The 13,821-nt window shown below is 56.5% G+C and carries 18 protein-coding genes and 1 pseudogene; all 19 read right to left on the reverse strand.

The window, feature by feature from the left end; genetic code table 11:
• Positions 1 to 43: 43 nt before the first annotated feature.
• Positions 44 to 1,012 (reverse strand): tripartite tricarboxylate transporter substrate binding protein, encoded by a 969-nt coding sequence (locus TKWG_RS19790; protein ID WP_014752545.1) that lies wholly within the window; start codon positions 1,010 to 1,012, stop codon positions 44 to 46.
• Positions 1,013 to 1,247: 235 nt separating this feature from the next.
• Positions 1,248 to 2,092, reverse strand: a pseudogene (locus tag TKWG_RS19795) (fumarylacetoacetate hydrolase family protein).
• Complete coding sequence (locus TKWG_RS19800) at positions 2,089 to 2,835, reverse strand: FadR/GntR family transcriptional regulator (RefSeq protein WP_014752548.1); 747 nt, start codon at positions 2,833 to 2,835, stop codon at positions 2,089 to 2,091. Before TKWG_RS19800 ends, TKWG_RS19795 begins: the two are co-directional and overlap by 4 nt.
• A 153-nt stretch (positions 2,836 to 2,988) precedes the next feature.
• Positions 2,989 to 3,384 carry a type II toxin-antitoxin system RelE/ParE family toxin gene (locus tag TKWG_RS19805; RefSeq protein ID WP_014752549.1) on the reverse strand — a complete coding sequence of 132 codons (396 nt, stop codon included), beginning with the start codon at positions 3,382 to 3,384 and terminating at the stop codon, positions 2,989 to 2,991.
• 8 nt (positions 3,385 to 3,392) lie between these two features.
• Complete coding sequence (locus tag TKWG_RS19810; protein ID WP_014752550.1) at positions 3,393 to 3,689, reverse strand: type II toxin-antitoxin system Phd/YefM family antitoxin; 297 nt, start codon at positions 3,687 to 3,689, stop codon at positions 3,393 to 3,395.
• A gap of 100 nt (positions 3,690 to 3,789) precedes the next feature.
• Entirely contained in the window at positions 3,790 to 4,731 is a 942-nt protein-coding gene (locus TKWG_RS19815) for a sugar kinase (protein ID WP_014752551.1), read from the reverse strand.
• A 154-nt stretch (positions 4,732 to 4,885) separates the two neighbouring features.
• Positions 4,886 to 5,518: a 2-dehydro-3-deoxy-6-phosphogalactonate aldolase gene (locus TKWG_RS19820; RefSeq protein WP_014752552.1), complete on the reverse strand. Its 633-nt coding sequence runs from the start codon at positions 5,516 to 5,518 to the stop codon at positions 4,886 to 4,888.
• Positions 5,499 to 6,404: a 2-dehydro-3-deoxygalactonokinase gene (locus TKWG_RS19825; protein ID WP_014752553.1), complete on the reverse strand. Its 906-nt coding sequence runs from the start codon at positions 6,402 to 6,404 to the stop codon at positions 5,499 to 5,501. Before TKWG_RS19825 ends, TKWG_RS19820 begins: the two co-directional genes overlap by 20 nt.
• Positions 6,405 to 6,615: 211 nt before the next feature.
• Complete coding sequence (locus TKWG_RS19830; RefSeq protein ID WP_014752554.1) at positions 6,616 to 8,037, reverse strand: FAD-binding oxidoreductase; 1,422 nt, start codon at positions 8,035 to 8,037, stop codon at positions 6,616 to 6,618.
• A gap of 22 nt (positions 8,038 to 8,059) precedes the next feature.
• Positions 8,060 to 9,427 carry an FAD-binding oxidoreductase gene (locus TKWG_RS19835; protein ID WP_014752555.1) on the reverse strand — a complete coding sequence of 456 codons (1,368 nt, stop codon included), beginning with the start codon at positions 9,425 to 9,427 and terminating at the stop codon, positions 8,060 to 8,062.
• 79 nt (positions 9,428 to 9,506) lie between these two features.
• On the reverse strand, positions 9,507 to 9,758 hold the full coding sequence (locus tag TKWG_RS19840; RefSeq protein WP_014752556.1) for an AbrB/MazE/SpoVT family DNA-binding domain-containing protein: 252 nt from the start codon (positions 9,756 to 9,758) through the stop codon (positions 9,507 to 9,509).
• Positions 9,759 to 9,985: 227 nt separating this feature from the next.
• Positions 9,986 to 10,381 (reverse strand): hypothetical protein, encoded by a 396-nt coding sequence (locus TKWG_RS19845; protein ID WP_148274611.1) that lies wholly within the window; start codon positions 10,379 to 10,381, stop codon positions 9,986 to 9,988.
• A 267-nt stretch (positions 10,382 to 10,648) separates the two neighbouring features.
• On the reverse strand, positions 10,649 to 10,930 hold the full coding sequence (rpsQ, locus tag TKWG_RS19850; RefSeq protein ID WP_014752558.1) for a 30S ribosomal protein S17: 282 nt from the start codon (positions 10,928 to 10,930) through the stop codon (positions 10,649 to 10,651).
• A 1-nt stretch (position 10,931) separates the two neighbouring features.
• Positions 10,932 to 11,126 carry a 50S ribosomal protein L29 gene (gene rpmC / locus TKWG_RS19855; protein WP_014752559.1) on the reverse strand — a complete coding sequence of 65 codons (195 nt, stop codon included), beginning with the start codon at positions 11,124 to 11,126 and terminating at the stop codon, positions 10,932 to 10,934.
• A 10-nt stretch (positions 11,127 to 11,136) separates the two neighbouring features.
• Positions 11,137 to 11,553: a 50S ribosomal protein L16 gene (gene rplP, locus TKWG_RS19860; RefSeq protein WP_014752560.1), complete on the reverse strand. Its 417-nt coding sequence runs from the start codon at positions 11,551 to 11,553 to the stop codon at positions 11,137 to 11,139.
• 2 nt (positions 11,554 to 11,555) lie between these two features.
• Entirely contained in the window at positions 11,556 to 12,362 is an 807-nt protein-coding gene (gene rpsC, locus TKWG_RS19865) for a 30S ribosomal protein S3 (protein ID WP_014752561.1), read from the reverse strand.
• A gap of 9 nt (positions 12,363 to 12,371) precedes the next feature.
• Positions 12,372 to 12,701: a 50S ribosomal protein L22 gene (gene rplV, locus TKWG_RS19870; RefSeq protein WP_014752562.1), complete on the reverse strand. Its 330-nt coding sequence runs from the start codon at positions 12,699 to 12,701 to the stop codon at positions 12,372 to 12,374.
• A gap of 3 nt (positions 12,702 to 12,704) precedes the next feature.
• Complete coding sequence (rpsS, locus tag TKWG_RS19875; RefSeq protein ID WP_014752563.1) at positions 12,705 to 12,980, reverse strand: 30S ribosomal protein S19; 276 nt, start codon at positions 12,978 to 12,980, stop codon at positions 12,705 to 12,707.
• Between the two features lie 12 nt (positions 12,981 to 12,992).
• Positions 12,993 to 13,820 (reverse strand): 50S ribosomal protein L2, encoded by an 828-nt coding sequence (gene rplB, locus TKWG_RS19880; protein ID WP_014752564.1) that lies wholly within the window; start codon positions 13,818 to 13,820, stop codon positions 12,993 to 12,995.
• Position 13,821 lies beyond the last annotated feature (1 nt).

Here is a 13,821-nt window from a genome sequence, read left to right on the forward strand (position 1 = left end):
TGCGCGCCAGGCGCACAGAACCGACTACCCGGTTCATATCAGTTTATTTGGCCATTCCGATGGCTTTGAGCACTTCGCCGAAATCAGCGGTGGACTTGGCCATGTAATCGCCATATTCCTTGCCGCTGGCGTAGGCAACACCAAAGCCGCGTTTGGCCATGAAATCACGAAACTCCTTGCTCTCATTGACTTTCTTGAGCGCGGCATCCAGCTTGGTAGTCACGTCATCGGGTAGCCCTTTGGGACCGGCAATGCCACGCCACACGCCCACGGTCCAGTCATTGCCAGTGGTTTCCTTCAACGTTGGCACGTCCGGGTACATGGGTGACCGCTCTTTGGACATGATGGCCAGCGGTTTAGCTTTACCGGCATCGATCATTGAACGCGCTTCCGGCAGGGATGTGGGCACGATATCGATGCCACCGGCAACCAGCTCGAGCATGGCAGGCGCAGAGCCGTTGGAAGGAACGAAAGGCACCGAATTGGCTGGCAGGCCGGCTTTATTGACCAGGCCGGCAATGGCGATATGCCAGATGCCGCCCTGTCCGGTACCAGAGGCTTTCAGCTTACCGGGATTAGCCTTGATGGCTTCCATCAGGCCTTTCATGTCTTTATATTCAGACGTGGCGCTTACTGTCACGCCGGCAGGATCCTCGTTCATCAGGGCCAGCGGCGTGTAATCGGCCGGGGTAATGGTGGTCAGGCCCAAGTGCTTCATGGTGGCAATTTCCACCGTGAGCATGCCCAGCGTGTAACCATCAGGCTTGGCTTTGGAGATGGCCATATGGCCCACGACACCATTGCCGCCGGTACGATTGACCACGTTCACCGGATTGTCCAGTTCTTTTTCAAGCAGGGTGGCGATCATACGGGCCGTGGCATCTGTGCCGCCACCGGCACCCCAGGGTACGATCATGGTGATAGGACGCTCGGGGTAGGCCGCGTGAGCCATGCCTGCGCCCACTGTCAACGTCAATCCCAGCAACCCTTTGAGCATATTGCGTTTGTTCATGTCTGTCTCCGTTTACAGGCAACCCCGGCGCAGCCGGGCTCCTGAGATGTGGTGTCCGTACACACGAATTGCGCGACGGACGGTTCTGTTTTTATACATCTACTACTGCTGTCTGGCATCGCACCAACCTTGTTCCGGCGGTCGGACGCCCGACTTCATCAACAACCTGAATATCGCAAGCGCCATTCAGATTAAAGCAACGCGGCGCCTCCTTCGCGCCGCGCTTGTGCCAGCCTTAGGCCTGCACCACTTTCTGTGTCTGTTCACCCAGGCCTTCAATTCCCAGACGCATGGTCTGGCCAGCCTTCAGGTAAACAGGTTCAGGCTTGACGCCCATGCCAACGCCGGGCGGCGTACCTGTGGAAATCACATCGCCTGGCTGCAGGCTCATGAAATTGCTCAGATACGAAATAATCGTGGCAACATCAAAAATCATTTTGGCGGTGGTGCCGTCCTGATAGCGTTTGCCATCCACTTCCAGCCATAAATTCAATGCCTGCGGGTCGGGCACTTCATCTGCCGTTACCAGCCAGGGCCGATAGGACCAAACGTATCGCAACCCTTGCCCTTATCCCATGTGCCGCCACGCTCGGTCTGGTATTCCCGCTCCGATACGTCATTGATCACACAATAGCCGGCCACATGCGAGAGCGCATCTTCCTTGCTGATGTAACGTGCTTCCTTGCCGATAACCACGCCCAGCTCCACTTCCCAGTCGGTTTTCTTTGAACCGCGGGGAATGGCCACGTCGTCATTGGGGCCCACAATGGCGCTGGTCCACTTGTTAAATACCACGGGCTCGGAAGGCTCCGGCAGACCAGACTCAGCCGCGTGATCAGAATAGTTCAGGCCGATACAAACAAATTTGCCGATGTTGCCAACGCAGGGACCAATGCGCGGATTGCCTTCGACAACTGGCAGGGTCGAGATATCCAGCCCACGCAGACGCGCCAGGCCACTTTCTGTGATGGTGCTGCCGTCGACATCGCTGATGACGCCGGACAGATCACGGATACGGCCGTCGCTATCGACGATGCCCGGTTTTTCCTGCTTGCTTTCCCCATAACGAATGAGTTTCATACTGACTCCTGTTGGTTTGTGTGTGTCGGCGTCGTTGCGCCGGCTTGCTGATAGTCGTTGTAGTGCTTCTGCACATGGTCCAGGTGCCGGTACATGGCTTCGGAAGCCTTGGCCGGATTGCGTTCGGCCAGGGCCTGCACAATATGTTCGTGATCGTCAAAGGTGGACTGCAAGATCGACGGAATGACGGTTGTGATCGTACGGCTCTTGCGGCTGAGCAAACTAATGCTTTGCGCCACCCGCTGCAGATAAACATTGCCACAGGCGTTGATGATGGTCTGATGCAGCTCGATATCCAGATGACGAATGGCCTCGTGGTCATTGCGGGCCAGCGCGGCACGCGCTTCCTCAACGTTGACGCGCAGGCGTTCAACTTCGGCTTCGGTCAGCCGCTCGCAAGCCAGGCGCGTAATGCCGCCTTCAATGATTTTGCGCGCATCGAACAGTTCGTTGATCTGATCAAAATGCAGGTCAATCAGCAGGCTGAGCGGCTCAATCAGGTCTTCCACATTCAGTGAGCTGATGAAATTGCCTTCGCCCTGCTGGATCTTGACCAGGCCCAGCAGCGACAGGCCGCGGATGGCTTCACGTACAGCAGGCCGGCCCACATCGAACAACACCGCCAGTTCCCGCTCTGGCGGCAGCTGCTGGCCGGCAACCAGTTGCCCCTTGCGGATCATATCGATCAATCGCTGGGCAACCAGTTCCGACACGGAGCGGGATTTGATGGCTTCGAACTTCACTTGTCTCTTTTCGCTTTTTCTGTTTTGGCTGGGCCGCTTGCCTGAAATACCCCGGTTAAACGGTGGATCTCAAATTAGCGTTCAATGGTAAGACCACTGAATGACATGCCGCAACTGTAGAAAACCCTAGGTAGGACAAAAAAGCCCTGATTTTCAGGACGGCCAGTGATTTGCGAAGTCGAAAGACAGTTGGCGTTGATGCCGGATGGAGAGCAAGTAGACGGTCGTATTGATTGTTGCATACAGTAGCAAATAGTTCGACATCACATATTCGCGCAACTGATCGCCTGAATTGGCAATGACGTCAAATTGTGCGCTCAGACGTTCAATACCATTAGCAACTTCGACCGAGCGTGCGGGTCGGGCCGAGAACACACGGCCCATATGCGGAAAACGCGCAAGATTCGGAATGATGGTATCTGTCAGTTCATCCAGAAGCGCGTCAAACGTCTGAGGCGCTTCGGTCTCCAACAGGAAAGCTTCAATTTGTTCAAGGTTGCGTTCAAAGTGGGCTGTCAGCCTGATGGTATAGCGAGCTGTTTGCGCCATATGCACCGTCAGCCTGCTGCGCTGCGACGGCGTTTGATTGCCGCCAGGGTAGACTGAGCATCTTTCACTTTTCCAGTGGCGACATCTGCCAGCCCCTTGCTGGCATCATCAATAAGCAGCAAGTGGATGCGCTCACGTTCCAATTGATGATAGTAATCCAGTCGCTGGGCATCAATGATAGCCACATAGCTTTCGCCATTTTTGGTGATGATTTTCTCAGCGCCCCCCTTGACCTGATCGGCCAGTTCGGACAAATTTGCCCGGGCCTGGGATAGCGAAATGACGTCACCGGAAGTGATTCCCATGGTATTGCTCCCATTTATACAAATTTTTGTACACTATAACGTACATTATACCAGCACAGAAAAAGGAGTGAAATTAGGAGAATCCGTAATGCGGGAATACTTAAACCTTGTCCAGTTCCGCCAGTCTGGCCCGGTCGGGGTAGCCTTCAGTATCCCCAGCGACCTGTACAGCACAGGCGCCGATGATAGTGGCGCGACGCACGCTGGCCTGCCAGTCCAGCCCTTCGAGTCGGCCACTGATGAGCCCGGCGGCAAACCCGTCTCCGGCGCCCACGGTATCCACCACTTTTTCCACGGGATAGCCCGGGACCCGGAACGATTGCTCCCCAGCCTGTGCAAACGCGCCGTGCGCACCCAGCTTGACAATAACGGCCTGCGCACCCAGACCCCGATAAAATGCCGCAATCCCTTCTTCACTGTCGGCACCGCTAAGGATTCGGCCCTCTTCCAGTCCGGGCAAGACCCAGTCTGCCAGGCCGGCCAGCTCATTAAGGCGCGCGCGCATCAGCTCGGCGGACCCCCACAAGGCCGGACGCAGATTGGGATCAAAGGAAACCGTTCCCCCCGCGCGACGCATGTGCTGCATGGCGGCGACGGTCAGCGCATAGGTACCGGCATTCAGGGCCGGGAAAATGCCGGTGACATGCAAATGCCGGGCCTGGCCCAGCCAGTTAGGATCCAGATCGTCCGCCGTCATGGCGCTGGCGGCAGAGCCTGAACGGTAATATTCAATTGGCGGATCGCCCTCGGTAACTTTGCCCTTGAGCATAAAGCCGGTGCGTTCACGCGGCACCATCAGCACCCGCGAGCAATCGATGGCTTCCTGCTGCATGACATTTTTCAGATACTTGCCCATGGTATCGTCACCCAGCCGGCTGGCCCAGGCGACCTTTGCGCCCAGGCGGGCCAGCGCAATGCCCACATTGGTTTCGGCGCCGGCCGTCATTTTGTGAAAGGTGTGCACCGCTTCCAGCGGCCCCGGATCGGCAGCCACCAGCAGCACCATCATTTCCCCAAACAGCGCCACATCAAATGTCGCCATGTCTCTATTCTCCAGTTATTGTCTGTGTTTTCTGATTCTGTACCAACCCGGACAGCACGTGTTGCCGCGCGATATCAAAACGCCTGTTATCCCCGGGCACAACTCGCAAGAGGCATTACCGCAAGCAGAATCCTGAGCGCGGACACATCCATCTTTACCTTGCCTGCGGTCGCGCAGCCTGCCAGGCCTGTACAAAGCGCTGTGCGCGTTCACGCGTCACGGCCACCTGCTGGCCGGGCCGATACAGATCGGACCCCAGCCCCGCACCGATGCAACCTGCGTCCAGATAGCTGGCCAGATTCCCGGGGTTGATGCCACCGACCGCATACAGCGGCACGTGTGCGGGCAATACGGCCTTGAGCGCCTTGACGTAATCCGGCCCGAACACGCTGGATGGAAACAGCTTGAGCGCCTGCGCACCCGCCTGCATGGCGGCAAACGCCTCGCTGGCCGTGGCAAACCCGGCGCACACCTGAAAACCGTAGGTATTGACAGCCTCGGCGATCAGCGTTGGATTAGTATTGGGTGTCACCATCAGCCTGCCGCCGGCTGCAGACAACTGCGCCAGATGCTCCGATGTGAGGACCGTTCCGGCCCCGGTCATCAGCGCCTCGCCAAAGGCCTGGCTCACGCGCTGCACACTCACCTGCCAGTCTGGCGAGTTGGTGGGAATTTCAATGGCGTCAAAGCCAGCCTCATGCAGCACCTGCACGTGGTCAAGCGCTTCATCAGGGCCGATGCCGCGCAAAATGGCGATCAGCGGCAGCTCAGGAGTCCAGGGAGTCATGTATTTTCCTTATTCCGTTCAAAATGGCCGTATCGGCGTCCTGGGTCGTAAATGCAATGCCCGCCAGATGCAGGGCGCGATCATAGCGTGTAAAGAGCGAACCGCTACCCACCAGCGTGACTGGCGTATCGGCCGAAACCTCGAAACGCTGGCGCATATCGCGCACTTCGGAGCCGATCAGCAGCCCCGAGAGGTAGTCGTCAACCTGCTGGGCGGGCAGATGACCCAAAATATGCCGCGCCCTGACGGTAAACAGTTCGGTCATGGTATCGCTGGCAGCCAGCCCGGCCATGACGCCGCGATCAAAAGACTCGGGGTGTGGCGCTGCCGCAGGCAGACCCCGACCCAGCAGGGAATGGTGGCGCAGTACATCAAACAGTTCCCCGGTCATGACCGTGGTAAAGCTGTGGATGACATCATGATGCACGCGCGCCCATTTGCTGTGCGTTCCAGGCAGGATAAACAGGGCTGATGCCGTCTCTTGCAGTGCGCCCAGCAACTGGGTTTCCTCGCCGCGCATCACATCGGCGCCATCCGGGCCGGGCACGCACACCCCGGGAATAATGCCGGCCTGCGCCGGCCAACCCGGATCCACCGGCGTCAGGCTTGTGCCCAGGGCGTTGAGCGATACCGGACAGTGCAGATAGTTCGCCTGTTGCCAGCCCACATTGCTGCCGGCCATGCCGGCAATGTAAACGCGTGAAATGTCGGACTGCGCAATCTGCATTTGCTGCAGCAGGCCCTGCAGAACAGCGGGAAACGACTGGTTCTGCATCCGCGTAATCCCAAAGGGCGATGCCGCATTTTTCACGGCAATGCCGTCTTCAACCAACCACAGACGCAGATTGGTTGAGCCCCAGTCTGCTGCGAGATAACGCGAAACCATTTTGTCTTCTTCTCCTGTTATTGCGCCGGCGCATATGGTGTTCTTTCGGGTGCCTGCAGCACTATCGGGCACATGACACCATGTGCCTGGCGGCGATCAGCTTATCACAAATGAACAGAAAACCAGATTACTGTTTGCCTTTGTCTGGTTGCTGCATCATCTGCGCTGGCACGCCTGGCGTGGCGCGACGATCACATTTGCCATTGGTCGATCAGGCCGACCAACTGACGATTTTGCCCGGATTGAAGATATTGTTGGGGTCATAGGCGTGCTTGATGTTGCGCATCAGTTGCAGTGCTGCCTCGCCATGTTCTGCCTTCAGAAAACCCATCTTGTGAATGCCCACGCCATGCTCGCCGGTGCAGGTGCCGTCCATCTGTATGGCGCGCAGCACCAGGCGGTTGTTGATGTCTTCTGCCTGATGCCATTCCTGCTCATTATCTGCATCAATCATCATGACCACATGGAAATTGCCATCGCCAACATGGCCGACAATCGACCAGGGAAAGGCCAGGCTTTGCAAATCGGCCGCGGTGTCGGTCACGCAGTCGGCCAGACGCGAAATGGGCACGCACACATCGGTGGTGATGGCGCGTCCACCAGGCCGTTGCTGCAGGCAGGCGAAATAGTAATTGTGGCGGGCCGTCCACAGCACAGTACGTTCCTCGGGTTTTTCGGCCCACTGGAACGCCGTGCCACCCTGCCCCGCCGTCAATTCCTGTACGATCACGGCCTGTTCGGCAATGCCTGCAGGCGATCCATGAAATTCGAACAGCAGCAGCGGCTGTTCGGCCAGCGCGGTTTTGCTGTAGGCATTGACGGCACGTACGGCGCGTTCATCCATGAACTCGACGCGGGCAATGGGCACACCGCTTTGCATGATCTCGGTCACGGCCTGCACGGCATGGCGCAATGTCGGGAACGAACACACCGCGGCAGTCACCGCCTCGGGTAGCGGATACACTCGCAGGGTAATTTCCACTATCACGCCCAGCGTGCCTTCACTACCCACGTATAAATGCGTCAGATCATAGCCGGCCGATGATTTGCGGGCGCGACTGCTGGTACGGATGACCTCGCCGGTTGCCGTGACCACTTTGAGCGATAGTACATTGTCGCGCATGGTGCCGTAACGGACCGCATTGGTTCCGGAAGCGCGGGTCGCGGTCATGCCGCCGATGGATGCGTGCGCACCCGGATCGATGGGAAAGAACAAACCGGTATGGCGGATTTCATCATTTAACTGAGTGCGAATCACCCCCGGCTGCACCGTTACGGTGAAATCTTCCGGCTGAATGGCCAGCACCCGGTTCATGTCCCGAAAATCGATCGTGATGCCGCCTTCGATGGGCAGCACATGGCCCTCGATGGATGAACCGATGCCAAATGGAATAAGCGGCACATTGAATTGGGTACATAGTTTGACTGCGGCAACCACATCGTCGGTGTCCCTGGCAAACAAGACACCGTCGGGCTGCACCGGCGGGTACGCCGATTCATCACGCGCATGATGATCACGAACCGCCGCACCGGTGGTGAAGCGTTCGCCGAAATGGGCAACAAAAGCAGCGCGCGCCGTCTCGCAAAGATGCCTGGGCGCGCTGGAAACAGGGGTAGCTGGGCTATATGCCATGGCGTTGTGGCCTTAAAAAATATCAATCAAGAATACGTGCCGCGTTCAGCACACCTTGCGGATTCAGTGCGTCGCGGATGCGACGCATCACCTGCTGCTGGGTATTATCACGACTGTAATGGAGAAACGGTTTCTTCAGACGGCCAATGCCATGCTCGGCCGAAATGCTGCCATTAAACCTGCAGGTAAGGGCGTATACCGCCTCTTCCACCGGCACAATATCGTCCGCTTGCAGATGGCCGGTCGTCAGATGCAAATTACCATCGCCAAGATGGCCGAAAAGCAGGTTAGAGGCCTGCGGCCAGCGCCGGCTGATCTCAGCCATGGCCTGCTCTATGAAGGCGCCCATATCTTTTAAGGGAATACCTATATCGAAGGCCACGAATGGCCGCAGCGAAGTGAACAGCTCGCCAATGCCATCGCGGATCGCCCATAGATCTGCTGCGTGTTCCAGGTTTTGCGGCACAATGGCATCCTGCACGGCGTCGTTCTCAAGCATGGATTCCAGGAAGGCATCGAAACCGGCATGAAACATGGGCGTGTCGGCGCCTTCGGTTTCAAGCAGCACGGTCAGCGGCCATTGGCCATCAAAGGGTATCGCCCTGCCGGTAACGCCGGCAGCCTGGGCCACATAGTCTGCCCACATCACCTCGAAGCTGGACAACTCGGGCAGCGCGCTGCGCGCCGCCTTTAGCAAGGGCGCGAGCTGCGCGAACGAAGCCAGGCCAACCAGGGCCGAGCGCCTTGTCTGCGGACGGGGAAACAGGCGCACAACCACACGTGTGATAATGCCCAGCGTACCCTCGGTGCCGATGAACAGCTGCTTCAAATCCAGGCCAGTATTGTTTTTAAGGGTGCGATCCAGCACGGTCATGATAGTGCCGTCTGGCAGCACGACTTCCAGGCCCAGCACCAGTTGCCGGGTGGTGCCATAACGCAGGACCCGATTGCCACCGGCATTGGTCGCCACGTTGCCCCCGATCTGACAGGAGCCGCGCGCGCCAAGGTCCAGCGGAAAGTACCAGCCCTTTTCTTCCACCGCCGCACACAGCGTCTCCAACACAACACCAGCCTGCACCAGCGCGGTACCGCCCGCTTCATCAATATCTTCAATTCGGTTCAGCAGTTCGAGCGAAATGACCACATCGCCGTCGTCGGGCGCAGCCCCACCGGCCAATCCGCTACCACCGCCGGCAATGGTGATTTTCCTGTTATGCCTGGCGCACAGGGCAACCAGCGCGGCCACTTGCTCGACCGTGGCAGGCCTCGCCACCAGTAGCGGAGCGCCGGCCCGCAAACCGCTGGCGTCGCTGCTGTATCGTACGAGCGAAGCCGGGTCCGTCAAAACGTTCAGTTCTGCCGGTAATTGGGAGATAAAGGAATCAGACATGAAAAAGAGGGGATCGCAGAAAATGACAGAAGATTTATTCTATACGATTGACCACCCTGCAACCGCCACCTGCAGCTGATCACCGCTTATATGTCGGCCCAGCGGCGGCAAGCTCGTTCATTTTCTCGATAGTTATTGGTGTTTTAACTTTGCCGGCATGCCGCCCAATAAAATTTTCAATCGTACCTGCAGGACGCGCAGCTCTGAGCCGAAGCTCACCGCCCGGCATCTTGTCAAAGTCGATCCGTTCCCCCGGTTTGATACCAAGATGCTGCAGTAAGTCCCGCGTTAGGGTGACCTGTCCTTTCATCGTTATCTTTAGTGACGCCATGGAAAATCCTTGTAACTTGAATGACGATGCAGTAATTGATTCTTTAAACTGCCTCCAAAGGATCGCATTGTCGCATGTCCTAGCGGGCCATCTCTCAACCGGCAACGACGTTAATGCGTCATTATTCGTGGCGACGTTGGCCGGCAGCCTGCTGGACATCATCATGGATGAATGAAAACGCCACCCTTGCAAAAGGCGTGGCGTGATGTACTGAAGTTAAAACGTATTCAGGCCGGGTTGCAGTCACTGGCTGCGGCAGTCGCTCTGCCGTTGCGCCCCACCTTGAGCAGACGACTACCCTGATGGGTATTTATGGATTGCGGCGTGACCTCGCCGCTGGCAATCCACGTGACCGTTCCATTGGTAAACGCCGTAGCGTCGCCGTCGGTCTGGTCTGCACGCGTCAGTTCATATGTTCGGCGCTTGTCGCTGACAATCACTTTGGTTGCCCTGTCGTTGACGAACTCATAGGCCACGCCCAGTTGCAGCTTACCCTTGCAGGTATAAACGGACTGCTGTGTGCGGCCAGAATTACTGCCATCTCTGTTGCCGTCCGCCGAGCCGGTCGCGCAACCGGGCAGAACCATACTGACCAGGACCGCCGGAAGTAGAATCAGACGCATGCCATCTCCTTTGATAAAAATAGGTTGATTGTAGTCAATCAGCGCTGACTGCATCACGATAAATGGCCATATGAACCCGGCCTCTCGTCCTGGGCCCGGGGTTTACCCCGATAAACGGTGCTGCGAACGTATGATCTGTTGGCAATACGCAAAAAAGCATCCTTCAAAAGGATGGCTTTGGTACTTCTTCTTCGCATACCGGCAAACTATGCTGTCGCAGGCCTGCATAATGCACAGGCCAATGACTTGCCTAGCGCCGGTGAAGCATCAGATGACGCGTGCTGCTTCAATAAGACGAATAACACTCCACGATTTGCTGCGTGAAATAGGACGGCCTTCAGCAATTTCTACTGTGTCGCCTTCGTTAATCTCATTGGATTCGTCATGCGCTTTGTACTTGTTTGAACGGACCACGATTTTGCCGTAGATGGGGTGCTTCACGCGACGTTCTACCAGAACGACAACGGATTTGTCCATCTTGTTGCTAACCACTTTACCGATCAGGGTACGCTGACGCTTTGCGGGTGTCGTTTGCGTTGTTTCGCTCATATTACTTACCTGCAGCTTTTTCAGTCATGACGGTGCGTACACGCGCGATGTCGCGACGCACTTTCAATAACTGACTGGTGTTGGACAGCTGCTGAGTAGCGCGCTGCATACGCAGGCTAAATTGCGCCCTCAACAGGCTTTCGAGCTCTTTGGACAGCTCGGTCGTCTCTTTCGAACGGAGTTCACTTGCTTTCATGAATCTCTCCTTATGCGCCGAAGTGACGTGTGACAAACGTTGTCGCGATTGGCAGCTTGGCAGCTGCCAGACGGAACGCCTCACGTGCCAGCTCTTCGCTGACGCCGTCCATTTCGTACAATACTTTACCAGGCTGGATCTCGGCTACCCAGTACTCCGGGTTACCTTTACCGTTACCCATCCGGACCTCAGCAGGTTTCTGAGAGATCGGCTTGTCTGGGAAAATTCGGATCCAGATACGACCGCCACGTTTGATGTGACGGGTCATGGCACGACGGGCTGCCTCAATCTGGCGAGCCGTCAGACGACCGCGACCAGTAGCTTTCAGACCGAAGTCGCCAAAGTTTACATTGGTACCGCGAGTAGCCAGACCGGTATTGCGGCCTTTCTGCTCTTTACGGTATTTCCTGCGTGCTGGTGACAACATAATTATTCTCCTTCTGTCGCAGTTGCTGCGGCTGGCGCTGCAGCATCACCTGCTTTGCGACCACTGCTGCGACCACGGCCGCCTGGACGACGCTGTCCATCAGGACGGTCACCGCGAGGACGACGTGGACGACGCTCATCTTCACGAGGAGCAGCAGCCACTTCAGCAGGCATTTCGCCGTTTGGCAGCAGATCACCTTTGTAGACCCAGACTTTGATACCAATAATACCGTAGGTAGTCTGTGCTTCAGAGGTGCCGTAATCGATGATGGCGCGCAGGGTGTGCAGAGGCACACGACCTTCACGATACCATTCGGTACGGGCAATTTCGATACCATTCAGACGGCCGGCGGACATGATCTTGATACCTTGCGCACCCAGGCGCATGGCGTTCTGCATCGCGCGTTTCATGGCGCGACGGAACATGATCCGTTTTTCCAGCTGCTGAGCGATAGAATCAGCGATCAGCTGAGCATCGGTTTCAGGCTTGCGAATTTCTTCGATATTAACGTGAACCGGCACACCCATCAGGCGTTGCAGGTCTGACTTCAGGCTCTCGATATCTTCGCCGCGTTTACCGATGACAACACCGGGACGTGCAGAAAATACAGTGATCCGTGCATTTTTTGCAGGACGCTCGATAAGGACGCGACCGACGGATGCGTTTTTCAGTTTCCGTTTCAGGTACTCGCGAACGCGGACGTCTTCGGCCAGCATGGCGCCGTAGTCTTTATCGTCAGCGTACCAGCGTGAGCTCCAGTTACGGTTAACTGCGAGACGGAACCCGGTAGGGTGAATTTTCTGACCCATTGTGACTCCTTATGCGCCGACTTTGACCACAATGTGGCAAGTCTGCTTCTCGATACGGTTACCGCGGCCCTTGGCCCTTGCGGAGAATCGCTTCATTGACTGAGCTTTGTCGACATAGATTGTCGTCACTTTCAGTTCGTCAATATCGGCACCATCATTATGCTCGGCATTCGCAATTGCGGATTCCAGCGCTTTCTTGACGATACCAGCGGCTTTTTTAGGTGTGAATGTAAGGATATTCAACGCATGTGCCACAGACTTGCCACGGATCATGTCCGCAACCAGACGGGTTTTTTGCGCAGAGATATGTACACCACGAATAACGGCTGTAGTTTCCATCGCTTACCTCTTAGACTTTTTGTCTGCAGCATGGCCCTTGTATGTACGGGTATGAGCAAACTCGCCAAGCTTGTGACCAACCATATTTTCGTTCACATACACAGGCACGTGCTGACGGCCATTGTGAACAGCAATTGTCAAGCCGATGAAATCAGGCAGGATGGTTGAACGACGCGACCAGGTTTTGATCGGTTTTTTCTCTTTCCCATCGACGGCGGCATCCACTTTTTTGAGCAAGTGGGCGTCTACGAAAGGACCTTTTTTAATAGAACGTGACATTTAGTTCGCCCCTTATTTACGCTTGCGACGTGACACAATCATTGAGTCAGTACGCTTGTTGCGGCGGGTTTTGAAGCCTTTGGACGGTGTACCCCATGGGCTGACCGGCTCACGAGCTTCACCTGTACGGCCTTCACCACCACCGTGTGGGTGATCAACCGGGTTCATGGCAACACCACGAACGGTCGGACGAATACCACGCCAACGCATCGCACCGGCTTTACCGTATTGACGCAGGCTGTGTTCTTCATTGCCGACTTCACCGATTGTCGCGCGGCAATCAATATGCACACGACGAACTTCACCGGAACGCAGGCGGATCTGGGCGTAAATGCCTTCACGGGCCATCAGTACAGCGGATGCACCGGCGGAACGGGCGATTTGCGCGCCTTTGCCTGGCAGCATTTCGATGCAGTGGATGGTTGAACCGATAGGAATATTGCGGATCGGCATGGTGTTACCCACGCGGATAGGCACTTCCTTGCCGGACAACAGTGATGCGCCGACTTCCAGACCACGAGGAGCGATGATGTAACGACGCTCGCCGTCTGCATAGCAAAGCAGGGCAATGTGTGCTGTACGGTTAGGATCGTATTCCAGACGCTCTACCTTTGCAGGGATGCCATCTTTGTTGCGACGGAAATCGACCAGACGGTAATGGCTCTTATGACCACCGCCACGATGGCGAATAGTGATATGACCATTGTTGTTACGGCCGGAACCACGTTTCTGATGTTCTGTCAGGGCTGCAAACGGAGCACCTTTGTGCAGGTTCGCATGCACAACCTTGATCATGCCGCGACGGCCGGCAGAGGTTGGTTTTGTTTTAACTAAGGCCATC

This window comes from Advenella kashmirensis WT001 (genome assembly GCF_000219915.2).
Taxonomy (GTDB): domain Bacteria; phylum Pseudomonadota; class Gammaproteobacteria; order Burkholderiales; family Burkholderiaceae_B; genus Advenella; species Advenella kashmirensis.